Source organism: Pseudomonas sp. MD330_10 (assembly GCF_042610415.1).
In the GTDB taxonomy this organism is placed as follows: Bacteria; Pseudomonadota; Gammaproteobacteria; order Pseudomonadales; family Pseudomonadaceae; genus Aquipseudomonas; species Aquipseudomonas rhodesiae.
The window spans coordinates 1-21,510 of record NZ_JBHGZU010000031.1 but is presented as its reverse complement, the minus strand read 5'-3'; the positions used below and the strand labels follow the sequence as shown (position 1 = coordinate 21,510).

The following is a 21,510-nucleotide window of genomic DNA, read 5'->3' as shown; positions in this document are numbered from 1 at the left end:
CGGGTCAGGTCGCCGCTGCGGTACACGCGGCTGCCGGGTTTGCCGAACGGGTCCGGCACAAAGCGTTCGGCGGTCAGCGCCGGGCGCTCCAGGTAACCCCGCGCCACGCCCTCGCCGCCCAGGTACAACTCGCCAGCCACGCCGATGGGTTGCAGGTTGAGCTGCGCGTCCAGTACGTAGCCGCTGCGGTTGCCCAGCAAGGTGCCGATGGGCGCATACACCGCACCGCACGGGTCGCCGCGCCGTGCTTTCCATAGCAAGGGCGTGACCACGGTTTCGGTCGGGCCATAGCCATTGAACAGGTACGTCGGTTTCAGCGCGCGCCAGGCCAGGTCGTAACTGGCCTGGGCCACCGCATCGCCGCCAAAGCAGTACACGCGCACATTCGGCGGGTTGCCATCGCGTTCGGCATGCTCGGCCAGTTGTTGCAGGTACACCGGCGGGAACACCGCCATGGTCACGTGGTGACGGTGCATCTGTTCGTAGGTGTGCTCGGGCAGCCACAGGCTGTCGTCGCGGATGAGCACACTGGCGCCGTTGATCAGCGGGTGCATCCAGCCTTCGTGGGAACCGTCGAAGGCGAACGACATAAAGTGCAGTTCGCAGTCGGTCGGGCCGGTTTCGTAGCGTTCGCCAGTGGCGATGATATGCGCCACCAAAGGGCCGTGGGCCACCGCCACGCCTTTGGGCATCCCGGTGGAGCCGGAGGTGTAGATCACGTAGGCGAGGTTGGCGCCGTCCAGTGCGACGTTGGGGGCGGTATCGCGATTGTCGGACCAGAGCGGTGTGTGATCAATTGCAAGGACATGCAGGCCATCCGGGATCGGCAAGCGCGGCTGCACCGTCGAATGCGTCAGCAGCAACTGAGCGCAGCTGTCCTCCAACATATACAGCAGCCGATCACGCGGATATTCGATATCCAGCGGCACATACACTCCACCAGCCTTCATGACTGCCAGGAACGCCACCATGATCTCGGCACTGCGCGGCATGGCGATAGCCACGCGAACCTCGGCGCCAACCCCACGGGCAATCAACGCATGGGCCAGGCGGTTGGCCTGGCGGTCCAGCTCGCCGTAGGTCAGGGTTTGGGTGTCGAATTTCACCGCTACGGCATCGGGGGTTTCCCGGGCGCGGTCGGCGAACAATTCGTGCACCAGGCGCTGGGCCGAGAAGCCGGCATCGCTGCGGCCCCATAGGTGCAGAATGTGCTGTTGCTCCGCGTCATCCAGCAATTTCAACTGGCCGATGCTCTGCTGCGGGTCGGCCACCATTGCCTGCAACAGGTTATGCCAGTGGCGGCCCATACGTTCGATGGTGGCGGCGGTAAACAGGTCGGTGGCGTAGCTCAACGAAGCGTTGAGCCGCTCCTGGGACTCATCGATATCCAACACCAGATCGAAATGCGCATTGGTGTCGCCCCACGTCACCGGGGTCATGTCCAAATGCGCCAGACGCTGCAGGTGCTGGCCGGACTGGCTGATATGGTGGTTGAACGCCACTTGGAACAATGGGCTCAAGCTCAGGCTGCGCTCGGGCTGGAGGGCCTCGACCAATTGCTCGAAGGGCAGGTCCTGATGGGCCTGGGCTTCCAGGGCACGCTCTTTCACCTGGGCCAACAATTGGCGCACGCTGACGTGACCATCGATCTCGGCTTTGAGTACCTGGGTATTGACGAAGAAGCCAATCAGACGCTCGGTTTCCACCCGGTTGCGGTTGGCAATCGGCACGCCAACGCGAATGTCCTGTTGGCCGCTGTAGCGGTGCAGCAGCGCCTGATAAGACGCCAGCAACAGCATAAACAGGGTCACCCCTTCACGCTGAGCCAGGGCCCTGAGGTCGTCGAGCAGCGGGCTCGACAGGTCAATGGACAAACGCGCGCCACGATGGCTCGGTACCGCCGGGCGTTGATAATCGAACGGCAGCTCCAGCACCGGTTGCTCACCGCCCAGCAGCTCGTGCCAGTAGCTCAGCTGACGCGCCTTCTCGCCCGCCTCCATCCACTGGCGTTGCCACACCGCGTAATCGGCATATTGAATCGGCAGCGCCGGCAATTGCAGGCGCTGGCCCTGACTGCAAGCGCCATAGAGCTGCACCAGCTCGTCGACCATCACCTGCATCGACCAGCCATCGGAAATGATGTGGTGCTGTACCAGCACCAGCACATGCTCATCTTCGGCCAGGCGTAGCAGGTTGACCCGCATCAGCGGCCCCGCACGCAGGTCGAAAGGTTGCGCGATACAGGCTTGCAGTGTGGCTTCAAGGTGCGCTTCATCGGTATCGAGCACGGCCATGGCAAGGTGTACCTGCGGGCTGATCACCTGCACAGTGCGCTCGGCTTCCTGGAGCAGATGGGTGCGCAAGCTTTCGTGGCGAGCGACCAGGGCATCCAGGGCCTGTTGCAGCGCATCGACATTCAACGGCCCCCGCAGACGCAATGCACTGGGCATGTGATACGCCGCGCTGGTCGGGTCCAGTTGCCACAGAAACCATTGGCGCTCCTGGGCATAGGACAGTGCCAGCGGCTGCTCGCGCGACACGCTGACCATCGGCGGCGCGGTGTCGGCCTGCACGTCCGCGCACGCCACGGCAAACGCTTCCAGCGTCGGCTGTTCGAACAAGACGCGCAACGGGACTTCCCGCTTGAGGTCGTGACGCACCCGAGAGATCACCTGGGTGGCCAGCAAGGAGTGGCCGCCACGTTCGAAAAAGTGGTCATCCAGCCCCACCGACTCGACCTGCAACACCGCCTGCCAGATGGCCGCCAGTTGCTGTTGCAGCGGGGTTTGCGCGGCACGGTAGGCCTGGGGCGATTGGCTCAGGTCCGGGGCCGGCAGCGCGCGGCGGTCGAGTTTGCCGCTGGGGTTCAAGGGCAGCGCATCGAGCACCACCCAGTGCGCGGGCACCATGTAGTCCGGCAGGGAGCGCTGCAAGGTCGCCGCCAGGGCCTGGGTATTCAGCGGCTGCTCCAGGGCCGGTACGACGTAGGCCACCAGTTGCGCACCGGTCGCGCTCGGCTGGGCGATCACGGCCGCCTCACGTACCTGCGGCAAGCCTTGCAGATGGGCTTCGATCTCGCCCATTTCGATACGGAAACCACGCACTTTGACTTGATGGTCGATACGCCCCACATACTCCAGGGCGCCCGCCGCGTTGTAGCGGGCCAGGTCGCCACTGCGGTAGAGCCGCGCACCCGGCGTGCTGGAAAACGGGTCGGGCAGGAAGCGTTCAGCGGTCAGCGCCGGGCGGTCGAAGTACCCCTGGGCCAGGCCGGCTTCGGCGCCGATGCATAGCTCGCCGACGCCTTCGCTGTCCAGCAGGTCGAAGGCACTGTCGAGCACATACAGCCCACGGCCTTCGATGGCGCGGCCAATCGGTACGCCAAACGCTTCGCTGGCATCCGCCAGTTGGCAGGTGTGCACGCTGGACACCACGGTGGCCTCGGTCGGCCCGTAGGTGTTGACCAGGCGCACAGCGCCCAGCCCAGCGGCGTGCCAGGCGCGCAGCCCTTCCACCGACATCGCCTCGCCCCCCACATGCACCTGGCGCAGGTTGCCCAGCGTTCGGCCATCCACGGAGCACTCCTTGGCCAGCAGGTACCAGTAGGCCGCTGGCAGGTCGGCCAGGGTCACGCCCTGCTCGACGATTTCCCGTGCCAGTTGCCCGGCGTCCCACAGCTCGTCACCGCGCATGATCAGCGCCGCGCCCATGCACAGCGGTGGGTAACACTGCTCGACAAAGCCGTCGAAGCTGAACGTGGCGAACTGCAGCACACGGTCATCGCTACGCAACTGGCTATAGCGGGCGGCGCTGTCGCAGAACTGGCCGAGAGCGGCATGGTCGATGGCCACGCCCTTGGGCTGGCCGGTGGAACCTGAGGTGTAGATCAAGTAGGCCAGGTCGGCAGCGGCGGCATGGTTGGGCGGATTGAGCGCCGAGTAGCCCGCCAGCTCCGCCCCCTCGGCACTGAAGTCCAAGCGGGTCAGGGCCTCGGGCAACGGCAGGTCGGCAAGCAGCCCGGTTTCGCTGAGCAGCAGGTTCAAGCGACTGTCGGCCAGCATGTAGGCCAAGCGCTCGGCGGGGTACTTGGGGTCCAGCGGCACATAGGCCGCGCCGCTCTTGAGCACGGCCAACAGGCTGACGATCAACTGCGGACCACGGCGACACGCCAGGCCCACGCGCTGGCCGGGAGCAACGCCAAGCTCCAGCAGACGATGAGCCAGACGGTTGGCTCGCGCGTTGAGCTGTGCGTAGCTCAACTGTTCGTTAGCCGCCTGCACGGCCAGTGCGTCGGGGGTGCTGGCGGCCTGGGCGGCGATGCGTTCATGCACGCGCGCGCGGCTCTGGGCAGCGGCAGCTGATTGACTGCGGGCGAGCAGTTCGCGCCGGGTGTCGGGCGCCAGCAGCTGCAGGCTGCCCAACGGCGCCTGGGCATCGGCGAGCAGTTGCACCAGCAGATGCCGCAGGTTGGCGCCCAGTCGGCCGACCTGCTCGGCACTCAAACGTGCACGGTCGTAGCTGAATTCCAGGCGCAGGCTCGCGCCTAGCTCTATGCCCAGGGTCAGCGGGTAATGGGTGCGTTCGTGGTTGTGCAACGGTCCGAACGTCAGCCCGGCGGGCGCGCCCTGTTTTAGGGCTTCGGCCACCGGGAAGTTTTCGAATACCAGCAAGGTATCGAACAGCGCACCCTGTTGGCCGGCCCAGCCTTGAATGTCATAGAGCGGCACGTGTTCGTGATCGCGCAGGCTCAGGTTGAGGGTTTGCAACGCGCTGAGCCAATCGGCGGCCGACTGCGAAGGCGACGCCGCGCTGACGATGGGCAAGGTATTGATAAACAGGCCCAACTGCTGCTCGATCCCCGGCAACGGTGCCGAACGCCCGGCCACCGTGGCACCGAAGGCCACGCAGGCTTGGCCGGTGTAACGCTGCAACAGCAAGGCCCAGGCACCTTGCAGCACGGTGTTAAGGGTGACTTTACGTGCGCGGGCAAATTCACCGAGGGCGCGGGTGAAGTCGGCGTCCAGCACCATGGAGTAATCGGCCATGCCGGTGCCGTTGACCGGTGTGCGCAGCGTGTCGGCGAGTAGGGTCGGCGCTTCCAGCGGTGCCAATGCGGCTTTCCAGAACGCTTCGCCGCTGGGCTGTTGCTGCAACCAGCCGAGGTAATCGCGGAACTGCCCTGCCGGCGCAGGGACGGCATGGCCGGCGTAGTGAGCGATCACTTCGGCAAGCAATTGGGCGTTACTCCAGCCATCCATCAGGATGTGGTGACTGGTGAATATCAGGTGCCACCCGTGGCCGGCGCCGCGCACCAGCATCAGGCGAAACAGCGGCGCCGCGTCGAGGGCAAAGCCCTTGTCGCGCTCGGCTTCGGCCAGTGCATCCAGATCGGCGCCCGTGTCTTCGATCACCTGCAACTGCAAATCGACATGGCGCTGGATCAGTTGATGGGCGCTGTGCAGGCCCAGCCAATGAAAGCTGCTGCGCAGGATGTCATGGCGGTCCAGGGCGGCCTGCCAGGCACGCCCGAACGCCAGCAGGTCCAGGCCTTCGATATCCAGGCGCAGTTGGTTGATATAGGCCTGGGCCTCGGGTTCGTACAAGCTGTGGAACAGCATGCCCTGCTGCATCGGCGACAGCGGGTAGAGATCGGCAATCTGCGGCCCCGCCACAGGCAACCCGTCCAATTGCGCCTGGCTCAGGCGCGCCAGGGGGAAATCCGACGGCGTGACCTGCCCCGCCGGTGTGGCACAGCACAGCTCGATCACGGCCTTGAGTTCGGCGGCATAGTCGTCGGCCAGACGCTGGACGGTCGTCTCGTCGAACATCTCGCTGCTAAAGCCCCAACGCAACGCCAGCTCGCCGCCATACACCTGCCCTTCCACTGTCAGCCAGTTGGCCAACGGCGCCTCGGGGTCCTGGGCCTGGCCGCTGCCCTGTGGCGACGGGACGAATAGCGCCGCCTCGTCGAACTGGCGGTCGAATTGGCCCAGGTAGTTGAAGGTAATGCGCGGCGCGGCCTGGCTCGCCAGGCTTGCACGCGCGTCCGGGGTGCCGAGGTAGCGCAGCAGGCCATAGCCGATGCCTTTGTGCGGCACGGCGCGCAGCTGTTCCTTGACCGCCTTGATCGCGCTCGACAACTCGCCGTTGGCCTGCAAGCGCAGCGGGAACAGGCTGGTGAACCAACCGACGGTGCGGCTCAGGTCGAGGCTGTCGAACAGGTCTTCCCGGCCATGGCCTTCCAGTTGGATCAACGCCGCAGGTTGCTGGCTCCAACGGCTGATGACGCGCGCCAGGGCGGTCAGCAGCAGGTCGTTGACCTGGGTGCGATAAGCCGCTGGAGCATCCTGCAAGAGCTGGCGGGTGTGCTCGGCGTCGAGGCGGATTTCAAGGGTGCGGCCCAGGCGGTTTTGCAGGCCGCCGTGAGGATTGTCGCAGGGCAGCTCCGTCGCCATGGACTGCGCCTGCCAGTACGGCAGTTGGGCATCAAGGGTCAGTGCATGGGCCTGCAACTGTTGCGCCCATTGTTGGTAGGCGCTGGTTTTGGCTGGCAATGCGGCGTGGCGATAAGCCTGTTGCAGATCGTCCAGCAGTACGCGCCAGGACACGCCGTCGACCACCAGGTGATGGATTACCAGCAGCAACTGCTGCGTGCCATCGGTCATTGTCAGCAGCACGGCGCGCAGCAACGGGCCGCGTGCCAGGTCCAGGCTGCGCTGGGCCTCATCGCACAGTGCGGCCAGCTCGTTATCGTCGGCGACCTGGGTTTGCCACAATGCCGCCTCAGTGATCGGCGCGGCGTGCTGTTGCTGCCATTGGCCGTCCCGCTCGACGAAGCGCAGGCGCAGGGCGTCGTGATGGTTGATCAACCGGGTCAGGGCCGCTTCCAGGCGTGCCGGTACCAAGGCTTCGCGCGGGGTCAGCAGCAGCGATTGGTTCCAGTGCTGACGCGCCGGGATCGCCTGCTCGAAGAAGCTGGCCTGCACTGGGGTCAGGATCACGTCGCCGCTGACAGGGCCTTGGTCGATCACCGCCAGTTGCTCAAAGCTCGCGATCTGCGCCAGGCCGCGCACACTCTGGTACTGGAACAGGTCCCGCGGGCTGAGGCGGATACCGGCCTGACGCGCGCGGCTGACCACCTGGATGGAGATGATCGAATCGCCGCCCAGTTCGAAAAAGTTGTCGTCCAGGCCGACCTGGGATACGCCAAGCACATCACTCCAGATCGCCGCCAGCGCCTGTTGCATGGGATTCTGCGGGGCGCTGTAAGCCTGCTGTGGCGCGGCGTCCGGCAGCGGCAAGGCTTTACGGTCGAGCTTGCCATTGGCGGTCACCGGCAGTTTGGCCAGGTGCACCCAATGGGTCGGCACCATGTATTCCGGCAGGCTGTTGAGCAGCCAGCCCTTGAGGTCGTCCGGCGCGTCACCCTGCGGCACCAGATAGGCCACCAATTGCTTGCCGCCCTGCACCAGCACCACGGCTTCGCGCACTGACGGGTGCTGCAACAGACGTGTTTCGATTTCCCCCAGCTCGATACGCAGACCCCGTAGCTTGACCTGATGATCGAGGCGTCCGAGGTATTCGATCACCCCATCGGCACGCTGGCGCACACGGTCGCCGGTCCGGTACAGACGCGCCCCCGCGGCGAACGGGCTGGGCACGAAGCGCTCGGCGGTCAGCGCGCCACGTCGATGGTAACTGCGTGCCAGGCCGGCGCCGCCCAGGTACAGCTCGCCAGATACCCCGGCGGGCAGCGGGTTGAGCTGGGCGTCGAGCACGTAGGTGCCGAGGTTGGCGATAGGACGGCCGATGGGTACACAGTCGGCGCCTTCGTCGATGCAGGTCCAGTGGGTCACGTCGATGGCGGCTTCGGTCGGGCCGTAAAGGTTGTACAGGCCGGCATTCGGCAACTTGGCGAACACCTGCTGCTGCGCCTCCAGCGGCAAGGCTTCGCCGCTGCACACGATGCGCTTGAGGCTCGCGCAACCCTGCACGCCCGACTCGTGGATAAACGCTTGCAGCATCGACGGCACGAAGTGCACGGTGGTGATGGCATGGCGTCCGATGCTCTCGATCAGGCGCGCCGGTTCACGGTGTTCGCCGGGGGCCGCAACCACCAGGCGCGCGCCGGTCATCAGCGGCCAGAAGAACTCCCAGACCGACACGTCAAAGCTGAATGGCGTCTTCTGCAACACCGCGTCGCGCACGCCCAAGCCATAGGCTTGCTGCATCCAGCACAGCCGGTTGACCAACGCGCGATGGCTGTTACCGGCCCCCTTGGGTTTGCCGGTGGAGCCGGAGGTATAGATCACGTAGGCCAGGTTCAGCGCGTGCACGGTCACTTCGGGCGATGCGCTGCTGTAGCCCTCCAGCCAATCGCCAGGCTGATCGAGGGCAATCACCCGGATACCCGCAGTGGGCAACGACGGCAGCAGGCTCTGCTGGGTAAGCAGCAGTTGGACGCCGCTGTCTTCAAGCATGTAGGCCAGGCGCTCCCGGGGGTATTCGGGGTCGAGCGGCACATAGGCGCCGCCCGCCTTGAGAATCGCCAGCAGGCCGATGACCATCTCCACCGAACGCTCGGCGCAGATCCCGACCAACCTATCCGGGCCAACGCCCTGCTCGATCAACGCATGGGCCAAACGGTTGGCGCGGGTATCGAGCTGGGCATAGCTCAGGGTGGTATCGCCGAACTGCAAGGCCGTGGCATCTGGGGTGGCGCGTACCTGGTCTCCGATCAGGTGGTGGATGCCGCGCTCAGTGGGATAGGTTTGCGCGGTCTGGTTCCAGGTGTGGGTCACGCGTTGAAGTTCGTCGGCGTCCAGCATCGGCAACTCGCCGATACGCTGCTCGCCATCGCCCACCATGGCGTGCAGCAGGCTGATCCAGTGGCGGGCCATACGCTCGATGGACGGCGCGTCGAACAGGTCGTTGGCGTAGGTCAGCGCAGCGTGCAGGGTGCCGGATTTTTCGTAGGTATCCAGGGTCAGGTCGAACTGGGTAGTACGGCCTTGCCACTCCACCAGGGCCAGCTCCAGGCCCGAGGCGGTGCTGACCGAGGCGATATCGGCCACCACCGGTTGGTGGTTGTACATCACCTGGAACAGCGGCGTATGGCTCAGGCTGCGTTCGACGTGCAGCGCTTCCACCAGGCGCTCGAAGGGCAATTCCTGATGGGCCTGGGCGCCGAGGGCATGTTCCTTGATGGCTTGCAGCAGTTCGGCGACGCGGGTTTGCCCGGTCAGTTCAGTGCGCAGCACCTGAGTGTTGACGAAGAAGCCAATCAGCCCCTCGACTTCCGTGCGGTTGCGGTTGGCGATCGGCACGCCGACGCGGATATCACCCTGGCCGGTATAGCGATGCAGTAGCACGTTGAATGCACCCAGCAACAGCATGAACAGAGTGACATTGTGGCGCTGCGCACAACTGCGCAATTGCGCGGCAAGGTCCGCGTCAATCGCGAAGTGATGGCGAGTGCCCTGGTAGCTGGGCATGGCCGGGCGCGGGCGGTCGGTGGGCAGTTCCAGCACTGGGTGCTCATCCCCCAGGCGCGCCTGCCAGTAATCCAGTTGCCGCGCCTGCTCCCCCGCTTCCAGCCAGCGGCGCTGCCACAGGGCGTAGTCGCTGTATTGGATCGGCAGCGGCGGCAGTCGGGGTGTTTCGTTGCGTTCGTAGGCGTCGTAGCAGCGGATGAATTCGTCGATCAGCACATTCATCGACCAACCGTCGGAGACGATATGGTGCAGGGTCAGCAGCAGCACATGCTCCTGCTCGGCGAGTTTGAGCAGTTGCACGCGCAGCAGCGGACCATGCTCCAGATCGACCGGCAACAGCGACTGGCGCACCGCCGCGTCGCTCACCGCCAGCTCCCGCTCGGCCGGCGGCAGGTCGCTCAGGTCGAGCTGCTCCACCACCACCGATGGCTCAATGGCCACCTGTGACAAGCGTTCATCAGCCTGGCGCTGAAACACCGTGCGCAGGGTTTCGTGGCGCTCGACCAGACTGGCGAACGCCTGCTCCATAGCCCGCAAGCTCAGCGTGCCTTTGAGCCGCACCGCGCCCGGCAAGTTATAGGCGCCACTGGTCGGATCCAATTGCCAAAGAAACCACATGCGCTGCTGCGCATAGGACAACGCTTGGCGATCCTCCGCCTGCACCCCAGCCGGAATCGGAAACCGCGAAAACTCCACGCCTTCTGTCTGTAAGGCCTGCAAGAACCGCTGGCGTTTTTCCAGGGGCAACCCGATAAACCGGCGAGCAAGTTTCAAGGAGTCTTCAGCATTCATTTCTTGGGATCCGGAGCAATAGGCAGGAAGCACAAAGGCACGTCGTCCCTATAAAACGAATCGCGAAAGGAAAAATTAGCGAGGGGATGCAGGCGCGAAACCGAGCGTCATCAAGGGTTACACCTGTGACGGGAAAGCTGCACGTAACCGAGCTAGCATTGACGCAAACCACTCTCTGCAACTACATTTAGTTACACGCAAGGAACGCCGTGTCCAAAAATGAAAAGCTGCTGGCCAAACTGCTCAATGAGCAAATGGCATTTACATGGCCCGAACTCGTCACGCTGCTGCGTCGCCTGGGCTACACACAGATCGAAGGGGCTGGAAGCCGCGTCAAGTTCGACAGTGGCGACCCCACTGCCATGATCACGCTGCACAAGCCTCACCCTGGCAACGAACTGAAGCACTACATTCGACGCCAGATCATCGAACAATTGAAATCAGGAGAACTGATTCAGTGAACAACCAACTCAAACACAAAGGCTACATCGGCTCTATCGAGGCCAGCCTTGAAGACAACTGCCTGTTCGGCAAGATCTTGTTCATCAAGGCGCTGATCAGCTACGAAGGAAAAACCGTCGCTGATTTGGATGCCGCTTTTCAGGCGGCCGTGGACGACTATCTCGTGACGTGCCAGAACCTTGGTCAAACCCCGGAAAAGCCATGCAAGGGCTCTTTCAATGTGCGGGTTGGACATGACCTGCATTTGGCTGCGGCGCTGGCGGCGACCCGCAAGAAAGTCACGCTCAATGACCTGACGCGTCAGGCGCTGAATGAATTCCTGCAACATCACTTCGCAGAACTTCACCCCAGCGCATAGCAAACTACCCCAACCGCCGATACCCCAGTAATGCCGCCCCCAGTACCACGCCTCCCGCGGCCAGCGCCACCCAGAACCCGCTGGCGGCACCGAAGTGGTCGATCATCCAGCCGGAACTCGCGGCGCCAATGGCTACCCCGATGCTCAGGCCGGTGATCAGCCAGGTCATGCCTTCGGTCAGGCGGCTGGGCGGGACGAGGCGCTCCACCAGGGCCATGGAGACGATCAGCGTTGGCGCGAAAAACAGCCCGGAGATAAAAATCGCCACGGCTAGGCCAGGGATATTGCTTGCCCACAGCAACGGCACGGTGGTCAGCGCCGTCGCCACCCCGCAAGTGAGGAACTGCCGTGGCAAGGACTCCTTGAGCTTGAGGGCGCCGAAGCCCAGCCCGGCCAGGCACGAGCCGATGGCATACACCGACAGCACAATGCTCGCCGCCGCCGGTTGGCCCTGCTGCTGGGCGAACGCCACGCTGACCACATCCACCACGCCGACGATCACGCCCATGGCCAGCAGCAGGATCATCAGGATCAGCACCGAGGGCGACGCGATCAGCCAGCGGCCGTGATGATCCTGATGCGCATGCACCGGCGGTTCGGTCTCGCGCTGCAACACGAAGGTGGTGACACCTACGGCCAGCAGCAGCGCCGCCGCTAACGGCCCGGCCTCGGGAAACACTACGACGCTCAGCCCGACCGAAATCGGCGGGCCAATGATAAAGCACACCTCATCGAGCACCGACTCCAGAGCAAACGCCGTGCGCAATCGGGGTTGGCCGCGATACACCTCGGTCCAGCGTGCTCGCACCATGGCTGACATATTCGGCATGCAGCCGCACAGCGCGGCAAATACAAACAGCGTCCAGGTCGGCGCCTGCAGGCGCGTGCATAACAACAACAGTAATAACGCGCCGCCGCCAATCAACGCGGCGATCGGTAGCACTCGGCCCTGCCCGTAGCGATCCACCAGGCGCGAGACCTGCGGCGCACAGAACGCCGTGGCCAGGGCAAACACCGCCGCCACCGAGCCCGCCAGGCCATAGCCACCCTGCACTTGCGAGAGCATGGTGATCAGGCCGATACCGGTCATCGACACCGGCATGCGCGCAAGCATGCCCGCCAGCACAAAGGCGCGGGCGCCGGGAACCTGGAATAAATCCGCGTAAGGGTTTGCCATGACTCAGACGCCTTCTGTGCTGAATGTGCGCATTTTTTCCATCACACCAACCGTTTGATCTGCTTATGCCGCCATACCAACCGGTAATACGCGGTCTGCAGCCCGAGCATCGCCAGGTAGGTGACCGGGAAGGCCATCCACACCCCTTCCAGACCGAAATGCGCATTGAACAGGTAGGCCATCGGCAACTCGACGCACAGCACGCAGAAAATCGAAATCGCTACCGGCATCAGCACCACGCCACTGGCGCGCATGATGCCCCCCACCACAGCCTGAAAGCCGAACACCAGGATGCTCCACAACATGATGTGCAACAGGTGTTCAGCGTTGACCCGCGCCTGCGCCTCAGTGATGAACAGCCCCAGCAACCAGTGCGACAGTGCATAGCCGAGCACAATCAGGCCGCCGGTCAGGCAGGTGTTGATCAGCAGGCCGGTGCGCAGGATCGGGCCGATGCGCTCCAGGCGCCCGGCGCCGATTGCCTGGGCGCCGAGGATCGAGGCCGTGATGGCTATCGACAAGGCCGGGAACTGCACGTAGTTGACGATCTGCGTCACCGCGCCATAAGCCGCAGTGGCTTGGGAGCCGTGGCCGTTGACCAGCGCCAGGATGACCAATTCCGACAGCGACAACACCACCATTTGCAGGCCGGTGGGCAAGCCGATGCGCAGCACTTTGCCGAGAATCGCGCGGTCCAGGCGTAAAGCCGCAAGTAACTCGCGATCCGGCGCCATCACATGCTGTTTGCGGCGCAGGCGCAGGATCAAAAACAGCATCGCCGCCCCGTTGCCCACCAGACCGGCGTACACCGCGCTCTGGATGCCCAGGGGTGGCAGGCCGATCCAGCCGCCAATCAACGCGGGAGTCAGCAGCAGGCCCACCAAGGTCGAAACCATCAGCGCCAGCAAGGGTGAAATGGTGTCACTGACGCCGCGCAACAGTTGGGTGTAGAGGATGAACACCAGCAGTAACGGCATGATCAGCATCATCATCCGCGCATAGCCGACCGCATCGTCGAGCACATCCAGCGGCGTGCCAAGGGCCTGTAACGCCGAGCGCGCAAACAGACTGCCCAGCACCGCCGCACTCACGCCCACCAGCGCGCCCAGGGCCAGCGTAGCGCCGGTGATGGACTTGACCATTGCCGTTTCCTGAGCGCCCCACGCCTGGCCGATCAACACCGACGCGCCCGCCCCCAGGCCGATCACCAGGGCGATGAAAAAGAACACCACCGGGAACATCCCCGACACCGCTGCCAGAGCCTGGGTGCCGAGCATTTGCCCGACATAGATGCCATTGAGGGTGCCGGACAAACTTTGCAGGAAGTTGGACAGCACCATCGGTGCGAGAAAGATCAGGTAGACCTGCCACAGCGGACGTTGCAAAGGGCTTTGCATGAAAAAACCGGGCCTCGGAGAGCTAGAGCGTCCGAGGGTTATACCGTAATTGGATCCTATCTTCCCGAGGTTTGTCCTTTATCGACAGGACGATCGGCCAGGCTCAATCGCCAAACGTCTTCGACGGCCTGCGTAACGTCGGATCAAAGGGATTGATCCTCGGCCCGATGGCTGCGGCTTCGCGCTTGAGCAATTCCACCACCATCGGCAAGCGGCTCGGCCCCAAGCGATCACTGATGGTCGCCACACTCAACGCAGCCACCGCGTGCCCCTCGCGATTGAGGATCGGCACCGCCAGGCCCGCCATGCCTTCCAGCACCCCGGTGTTACGCGCCGCATAGCCCAGGGTGCGCACATTCTCCACTTCCGACCGCAGCAGCACTTCGTCGTAGAGGTGAAAGTCCTTGAGCCGGGGCAGGTTGTAGCGGATCACGGTTTCGCGTTCTTCCTCCGGCAAGTAGGCCAGGATGGCCAGGCTGCCCTGCCCCACACCCAGGGCCACGCGCCCACCGATGTCGCCGGTGAAGGTGCGGATCGGGTACGGACCTTCGCTGCGGTCCAGGCAAATCGCATCGAAGCCGCTGCGCGCCAGCAAAAACAGCGAATCGCCCAAGGAGGCGCTCAGGCGCAACAGACTCGGTCGCACCAGGTCGCGCAGGTTGCCGGTCTTGCCCGCATTGGCCGCCAGGGCGAAGAACTCCAGGCTCAGGCGATAGCGCTTGCTGCGCGCATCCTGCTCCACCATGCCCTCTTCCATCAGGCTGCGTAGCAGGCGGTGGGTGGTGGGTTGCGAAAGGCCGACCTGTTGCGCGAGCTGCGTTACCCGTTCGCCGCCTTCGCAGACTTCGCCCAATGCGCGCAACAACGCAAACACGCGCGACACAGCACCGGCGCCAACTTCCTTTAGATTTTCATTCCGCTCAGTGGAATCCATATCGCATATTCTCGCTATTAATTCAGATGAATGAATAAAACTGAAAAAAGTAGTTCGTTCAGTGAAATTCCATCTTTCGCGCATCCTAGTCTTCGTCCTAATCTGCGTCCACAGGGGCGAAAACGAACAACACGCGGCAGCCGACTCAAGATCGAGCGCCAACGCACCCGCAATACGCTTTTCGCATCTGCCCAAAACAAAAAAAGCGCGTTTCGACGCGACTGAAAAAGGTGGAACGCAGACATGGCATTTCTCCAACTCAACGCCTTGAGCAAACGCTACGGCGCCGTCGACGCCGTGGTCGCCACCGACCTGGCCGTGGAAAAAGGCGAGTTCGTTTCCCTGCTCGGCCCTTCGGGCTGTGGCAAGACCACTACCCTGCAAATGATTGCCGGCTTCGTCGAGGTGACCAGCGGCCAGATCCTGCTGGATGGGCGCGACATCACCCACGCCAAGCCCGCCAGCCGTGGCCTGGGCGTGGTGTTCCAGAGCTACGCGCTGTTCCCGCACATGAGCGTGCGCGACAACGTCGCCTTCGGCCTGAAGATGCGCAAAGTGCCCGCCGCCGAGATCGCCAGCAAGGTCAAGACCGTGCTCGACCTGGTGCGCCTGGCTCCCCACGCCGAGCGTTACCCCCGTGAGCTGTCCGGCGGCCAGCGCCAACGCGTGGCCCTGGCGCGCGCCTTGGTGATCGAACCGCCGGTGCTGCTGCTGGATGAGCCGCTGTCCAACCTAGACGCCAACCTGCGCGAAGAGATGCAGTTCGAGATCCGCCGCATCCAGTGCGCGGTGGGCATCACCACGCTGATGGTCACCCACGACCAGGCCGAAGCGCTGTCCATCAGCGACCGCGTGGTGGTGATGGAGGCCGGCCGCGTGACCCAGATCGACGCGCCCTACACCCTCTACGAACACCCGCGCACACGCTTTATTTCTGACTTCGTAGGCAAGGCCAACCTGTTGCCCGGCGATTACGACGCCCTCGGCACGCCGCAAGTGCGGCAGGCAAGCGGCGACGGCGAACTGACCCTCAGCCTGCGCCCGGAGAAAATCCAGCTGGTCAACGCCGGCAGCGGCCGCCTGCAAGGCCAGGTGCTCGACCGCTTCTTCTTCGGCAGCCAATGGCTGTACCGCATCCACACTTCGCTGGGTGAAATCACCGTGGTGCGCGCCAACGATGGCAGCGCACCGCTGGGCAACGGCGCAGCGGTGGGCCTTGAGTGGCCGGCCGAGTTGCTGCGGGTGCTGGCTGCCGACGAGGTACGCCCATGAGTCGGGGCTATCTGCTGTCACTGCCGGCGCTGTTGCTGTTTAGCGGGCTGCTGATCCTGCCGTTGGGGCTGACCCTAGTGCTGTCGTTCAACGTGTTCGACTACCAAGTGGGGGTGAAGGCCCATGAGTGGACCCTCGCCCATTACCTGGCGCTGTTCAGCGATGCGTATTTCTACGAGATCTTCTGGCGCACGTTTTGGATCAGCGCGTTGGTCACCTTGCTGTGCGTGGTGATCGGCGTGCCGGAGGCCTACATCCTCAGCCGCATGGGCACACCGTGGCGCTCGATCTTTCTGATCCTGATCCTCACCCCGCTGCTGATATCGGTGGTAGTGCGCGCGTTCGGCTGGAGCCTGCTGTTGGGGGCCGATGGCCTGGTCAACCAATTGATCCAAGTGCTCGGCGGACGGCCGGTGAAGCTGCTGTACACGCCGTTCGCAGTGATCATCGCGCTGGTGCATGTGATGCTGCCGTTCATGATCATTCCGGTGTGGACCTCGCTGCAAAAGCTCGACCCGTCGGCCGAACAGGCGGCGCTGTCCCTCGGCGCCAGCCAGGCCACGGTGATGCGCAAGATCGTGTTACCCCAGGTGATGCCGGGGGTGCTGTCCGGCACCCTGATTGTGTTCGGCCTGGCCGCCAGCTCGTTCGCTATTCCCGGCCTGCTCGGCGGACGCCGCCTGAAAATGGTCGCCACCGTGGTGTACGACCAGTACCTCTCGGAACTCAACTGGCCCATGGGCGCGACCATCGCGGTGGTGCTGTTGCTGCTCAACCTGCTGATCATGCTGAGCTGGAACCGCCTGCTCGAAAGCCGTTACAAAAAGTCCCTGGGGGTTTAGACACATGTCCAGAAACGGTCCTTTGGCCCTCGGCTTCCATGGCCTGGTGGTGCTGTTCATGATGGCGCCGCTGGTGGTGGTATGCCTGGTGGCGTTTACCCCGGAGAACACCTTGAGTCTGCCGACCCAGGGTTTCTCCCTGCGCTGGTTCCGCGCGGTGTTCGAGCGTGCCGACTTTATCCAGGCGTTCTACAACAGCCTGATCCTGGCGTTCAGCGCCGCGACCCTGGCCACGCTGATCGCAGTGCCGGCGGCGTTGGCGATCAGTCGCTACTCGTTTGCGGGGCGCGACTTTTTCAGCGCCTTGTTCCTCTCGCCGATCATCATTCCGCACCTGGTGCTGGGGGTAGCGATGTTGCGTCTGTTCGCCCTGATGGGGGTGAACGGCAGCTTCACTTGGCTGATGCTCGCCCACGTCGTGATCATCACCCCGTACGTGCTGCGCCTGGTGCTGGCGGCGGCCATCGGCATCGACCGCAGCGCCGAGCAGGCCGCCGAATCCTTGGGGGCCGGCCGCTTTACGCTGTTTCGCCAGATCACCCTGCCGATGATCCTGCCCGGCGTGGCCGGCGGCTGGCTGCTGGCGTTTATCAACAGTTTCGATGAAGTGACTTTGTCGATTTTCGTCAGCTCGCCGGCGACCCAAACCCTGCCGGTGCGCATGTACGTGTACGCCACCGAATCCATCGATCCGATGATGGCGGCGGTGTCGGCGCTGGTGATCGCGCTGACGGCGGCGACCATGATTCTGCTGGACCGGGTCTACGGCCTGGACCGCGTACTGGTGGGGAAACATTGATGGGCTTGTTCAAACGCTTGGCCGAAACCGCGCGCCCTGTGGTCGCGTTTACCCTCGACGGTCAGCCGGCCAGCGCCTTGCTCGGCGACACCCTGCTGACCGCCGTGCTGACCTGCAGCGAACACCTGCGCGGCAGCGACTTCAGCGCCGAGCGCCGCGCCGGGTTTTGCCTGATGGGCGCCTGCCAGGATTGCTGGGTGCGGCTGGAGGACGGCCGGCGCGTGCGGGCCTGTTCGACCCTGCTGGAAGAAGGCCAGGCGATCCGCCGCGATCCGGGGCGTACAGCATGAAGCCTGTGGTGATTGTGGGCGCAGGCCCGGCGGGCATCAGCGCGGCGCGCACCCTGCTCGATTACGGCATCCGCGCCTGCCTGGTGGACGAAGGTCTGCGCGGCGGCGGGCAGATTTATCGGCGCCAACCCGAAGGCTTCCAGCGCACCGCCCAGCAGCTCTATGGCTTCGAAGCGGGCAAGGCCCAGGCCGTGCATCGCACCCTGGATGAGCTGGCCCCCTTGATCGACTATCGGCCACGCACCCTAGTGTGGAATGCCGAGGACCAGCGCCTGGACCTGTTCACGGATAACCGCGCCGACAGCGTCGAGTATTCGCGGCTGATCGTCGCCACCGGTGCCACCGACCGTATCCTGCCGGTGCCTGGTTGGACCTTGCCCGGTGTCTACAGCCTGGGCGCAGCGCAGATCGCCTTGAAGTATCAGGGCTGCGCCATCGGTGAGCGGGTGGCGCTGTGTGGCAGCGGGCCTTTGTTGTATTTGGTGGCATACCAATACGCCAAGGCCGGCGCGACGGTGGTAGCGGTGCTCGACAGCGCCCCGTTCAGCGCCCAGTGCCGCGCGCTGCCGGCCCTGCTTGGGCAACCGGCGACGCTGGCCAAGGGCATGTACTACCGCGCCTGGCTGACGGCCCACGGGGTGCCCGTGCATCAGGGCGCGACGCTGGCGCAGATCGACGGTGTGCAACGGGTCAGCGGCATTCGTTGGGGCGCCCACACCCTCGCCTGCGACGCCGTCGCCTTCGCCCATGCCCTGCGCAGCGAAACCCAACTGGCCGATCTGCTCGGTTGTGCATTTGCCTGGAACCCTTTGAACCGTGCCTGGCTGCCCACCCGCGATAGCGCCGGGCGCAGCAGCGTAAACGGCGTATACCTGGCAGGTGACGGCGCCGCAATCATGGGTGCGGACGCTGCGCAAATGGCCGGCGAACGCGCGGCGCTGGCGCTACTGGAAGACGTCGGCATCGCCATTGATCGGCACAGGCCCGCCGTGCTGGAACAGCAATTGGCGCGCATCCAGCGCTTTCGCCTGGGCCTGGAGACCGCGTTTCCCTTTCCAGAAAAGTGGGCGGCACAAGCGCCGGACAATCTGACCGTGTGTCGCTGCGAAGAAGTCAGCGCCGGCGATATCCGCGCGGTGGTGGACGACGGTCACTGGGAAATCAACCGGGTCAAAGCCCACTGCCGCGTCGGCATGGGGCGCTGCCAGGGCCGATTGTGTGGGTTGGCGGCAGCGGAGATTGTCGCTGAGCGCAGCGGCCGCAGCGTGGAGGACGTCGGTCGCCTACGTGGTCAAGCCCCGATCAAGCCGCTGCCGTTTGGCGTGCAGGTGCAGCCATGAGCGACGTGATCGTACTGGGGGGCGGTATTGTTGGCGCGTCGGCGGCGTTGATGCTCGCCCAAAAAGGCCAGCACGTGACGCTGGTGGAGCGTGACTTTTGCGGCTCTCATTCCAGCGGCGTCAATTACGGCGGCGTGCGCCGCCAGGGTCGGCCCTTGCATCAATTGCCACTGTCGCAGCGCGCCCATCAGTTATGGGGCGAGTTACCGGGTTTGATCGGCATCGACGGCGAATACGTGCGCTGCGGGCATCTGAAATTGGCCCGCAGCGCCGCCGATTTCGCCGCGCTGCACGCCTACGCCGAGCGCACCCGCGAGTTTGATCTGGGCCTGCAACTGCTGGATCGCGCCGAACTGCGCGCGCGCTTCCCGTGGGTGGGCGACGTGGCGGTCGGCGCCTCGCTGTGCCCGGAAGACGGGCATGCCAACCCGCGCCTGGTGTCACCGGCCTTTGCCCGCGCGGCGCAGCGTCACGGTGCGGTCGTGCACGAACAGGCCGAAGTGGTACGCATCGAGCACGATGGCCGCGTGTTCCAAGTGCACTGTGCCAATGGCCTGCACTTGCACGCGCCATGGCTGTTGAACTGTGCCGGTGCCTGGGCCGGCAGCGTGGCCGCACAGTTCGGTGAACCGGTGCCGATCACCTCGGCGCACCCGGCGATGCTGGTGACCGAGCCGCTGCCGGTAGTGATGGACGTGAGCACGGGCGTCGAAGGCGGCGGGATCTATGCGCGCCAGGTGGCGCGAGGCAATTGCATCCTGGGTGGCGGGCGTGGTTTTGCCCTCGGGCCGCGTCAAGCACGCCCTGGGCAAGCGGCAGTGCTGGAGATTCTGCGCAATGCCGCCGAGCTGTACCCGTTTCTTCAGGGCGCCCAGGCGATTCGCACCTGGAGCGGCACCGAAGGTTACTTGCCCGATCATGAACCGGTGATCGGTCCCAGCAGCACCACACCGGGTCTGCTCCACGGTTTCGGCTTTGCCGGCGCCGGGTTCCAGCTCGGCCCTGCCGTCGGTGAAGCCTTGGCAGAGATCGTCTGCTCGGGCGCCAGCCGTCAGCCCATCGAAGCGTTTTCCATCCGTCGATTCCAAGCCTGAGAGGAAAAACCATGAACCCACGTAATGCACTGTCCTGCTTGACCCTCGCCCTGTTCGCCGCCGGTGCCCATGCCGCGCCGACGCTGTATCTGGGCATGAACGGCGGCACCATGGAACGGGTGTATGCCGATAAAGTACTGCCCGCGTTCGAGAAGGCCAACAACGTCAAAGTGGTGATCGTACCCGGCACCTCGTCGGACATTCTCGCCAAGGTCCAGGCCAATAAAAACAACCCGCAGATGCATGTGATGTTCCTCGACGACGGCATCATGTACCGCGCCATTTCCATGGGCCTGTGCGACAAACTCACGCCCAGCCCGACCCTGGAGCAAATCCCGGCCAAGGCGAAAATCAAGGACCAAGCGGTGGCCGTGACCCTGGGCGTCACCGGCCTGGGCTACAACGCCAGGCTGTTCAAGGAAAAAGGCTGGGCCGCCCCGACGTCGTGGATGGACCTGGCCGACCCACGCTTCAAGGACAAAGTGGTGTTCCAGTCCCTGGCCTCCTCCACCTTCGGCCTGCACGGTTTCTTGATGTTCAACCGTTTGCAGGGCGGCGATGAGACCAACGTGGACCCCGGCTTCAAGGCCTGGCCGAAAACCGTCGGCCCCAACGTACTGGAATACATCGCCAGCTCGGCGAAAATCTCCGAGATGGTGCAGACCGACGAAGCCGCGATCTTCCCCCTCACCCCAACCCAGGTCGCTACCCAGAAACTGCTCGGCGTACCGATGGAATATGCGCAACCCAAGGAAGGCGCGGTCGTGCTCAACGTCGCCGAATGCGTAATCGCCCGCAACGACCAGCCGGAGCTGGCGCAGAAACTCGCGGCCTACCTGCTGAGCGCCGAAGCCCAGGCGCCGGCGCTGGAGGAAGGTGACCAGATCCCCTCGAACCCGACCACGCCGACCACCGACAAAACCCGCGCGCGGGTGGAGGCGATGCAGGGTTATTTGCAGACAGCGATTTCGATTGATTGGGACCAGGTGAACCAGGCGCGGCCGGAGTGGAATGCGCGGTGGAGTCGGTCGATTGAGCGGTAGAGCGCGGGGCAAGCCCGCTCACCACAGAGTTATTTCAGCCTTTGAAACGTGTGTAAAGATCTATGGCTATTGGGGCCAAATGCCCCGAGTTGCCGGGTGGTAGCCCAGAGGAATTTAACTCTGGGAGAGGGCTTGCTGTGGTGGGGGGGGGGGGGGGGGGGGGGGGGGGGGGGGGGGGGGGGGGGGGGGGGGGGGGGGGGGGGGGGGGGGGGGGGG

13 protein-coding genes are annotated in these 21,510 nt (G+C 64.4%); 9 read left to right on the top strand and 4 right to left on the bottom strand.

Going from position 1 to position 21,510, the window contains the following annotated elements:
- The coding region (locus ACFZPT_RS26225) for an amino acid adenylation domain-containing protein (protein WP_379555662.1) at nucleotides 1–10,286 on the bottom strand (10,286 nt) is incomplete at its 3' end.
- Nucleotides 10,287–10,495: 209 nt separating this feature from the next.
- Here ACFZPT_RS26225 and ACFZPT_RS26220 point away from each other — a divergent pair.
- Nucleotides 10,496–10,747, top strand: a complete 252-nt coding sequence (locus ACFZPT_RS26220) for a type II toxin-antitoxin system HicA family toxin (protein WP_034096965.1) — start codon at nucleotides 10,496–10,498, stop codon at nucleotides 10,745–10,747.
- The gene (locus ACFZPT_RS26215) at nucleotides 10,744–11,106 is read left to right on the top strand and encodes a type II toxin-antitoxin system HicB family antitoxin (RefSeq protein ID WP_034113094.1); all 363 of its coding nucleotides are present in this window, start codon (nucleotides 10,744–10,746) and stop codon (nucleotides 11,104–11,106) included. The genes ACFZPT_RS26220 and ACFZPT_RS26215 overlap by 4 nt, the downstream gene beginning before the upstream one ends.
- A gap of 4 nt (nucleotides 11,107–11,110) precedes the next feature.
- On the opposite strand, the gene ACFZPT_RS26210 is transcribed toward ACFZPT_RS26215, so the two are convergent.
- The 3 genes from ACFZPT_RS26210 to ACFZPT_RS26200 form a co-directional block, all read right to left on the bottom strand.
- Nucleotides 11,111–12,283, bottom strand: a complete 1,173-nt coding sequence (locus ACFZPT_RS26210; protein ID WP_034113093.1) for an MFS transporter — start codon at nucleotides 12,281–12,283, stop codon at nucleotides 11,111–11,113.
- Between the two features lie 41 nt (nucleotides 12,284–12,324).
- Nucleotides 12,325–13,680, bottom strand: coding sequence for an MATE family efflux transporter (locus ACFZPT_RS26205; RefSeq protein WP_034096962.1), 1,356 nt, complete (start codon nucleotides 13,678–13,680; stop codon nucleotides 12,325–12,327).
- A gap of 103 nt (nucleotides 13,681–13,783) precedes the next feature.
- Entirely contained in the window at nucleotides 13,784–14,614 is an 831-nt protein-coding gene (locus ACFZPT_RS26200; protein ID WP_034096961.1) for an IclR family transcriptional regulator, read from the bottom strand.
- 243 nt (nucleotides 14,615–14,857) lie between these two features.
- Here ACFZPT_RS26200 and ACFZPT_RS26195 point away from each other — a divergent pair, with 243 nt between their 5' ends.
- From ACFZPT_RS26195 to ACFZPT_RS26165, 7 genes are read left to right on the top strand one after another with little or no spacing between them, the layout of a single operon-like run.
- Entirely contained in the window at nucleotides 14,858–15,886 is a 1,029-nt protein-coding gene (locus tag ACFZPT_RS26195; RefSeq protein ID WP_034096960.1) for an ABC transporter ATP-binding protein, read from the top strand.
- The gene (locus ACFZPT_RS26190) at nucleotides 15,883–16,728 is read left to right on the top strand and encodes an ABC transporter permease (RefSeq protein WP_034113092.1); all 846 of its coding nucleotides are present in this window, start codon (nucleotides 15,883–15,885) and stop codon (nucleotides 16,726–16,728) included. Before ACFZPT_RS26195 ends, ACFZPT_RS26190 begins: the two co-directional genes overlap by 4 nt.
- A 4-nt stretch (nucleotides 16,729–16,732) precedes the next feature.
- Nucleotides 16,733–17,527, top strand: coding sequence for an ABC transporter permease (locus ACFZPT_RS26185; RefSeq protein WP_034096958.1), 795 nt, complete (start codon nucleotides 16,733–16,735; stop codon nucleotides 17,525–17,527).
- Nucleotides 17,527–17,817, top strand: a complete 291-nt coding sequence (locus tag ACFZPT_RS26180) for a (2Fe-2S)-binding protein (protein ID WP_034096957.1) — start codon at nucleotides 17,527–17,529, stop codon at nucleotides 17,815–17,817. The genes ACFZPT_RS26185 and ACFZPT_RS26180 overlap by 1 nt, the downstream gene beginning before the upstream one ends.
- Complete coding sequence (locus ACFZPT_RS26175; protein ID WP_034113090.1) at nucleotides 17,814–19,157, top strand: NAD(P)/FAD-dependent oxidoreductase; 1,344 nt, start codon at nucleotides 17,814–17,816, stop codon at nucleotides 19,155–19,157. Before ACFZPT_RS26180 ends, ACFZPT_RS26175 begins: the two co-directional genes overlap by 4 nt.
- Nucleotides 19,154–20,251, top strand: a complete 1,098-nt coding sequence (locus ACFZPT_RS26170) for an FAD-binding oxidoreductase (RefSeq protein WP_034113089.1) — start codon at nucleotides 19,154–19,156, stop codon at nucleotides 20,249–20,251. The genes ACFZPT_RS26175 and ACFZPT_RS26170 overlap by 4 nt, the downstream gene beginning before the upstream one ends.
- 11 nt (nucleotides 20,252–20,262) lie before the next feature.
- Nucleotides 20,263–21,294, top strand: a complete 1,032-nt coding sequence (locus ACFZPT_RS26165; RefSeq protein WP_034096954.1) for an ABC transporter substrate-binding protein — start codon at nucleotides 20,263–20,265, stop codon at nucleotides 21,292–21,294.
- Nucleotides 21,295–21,510 lie beyond the last annotated feature (216 nt).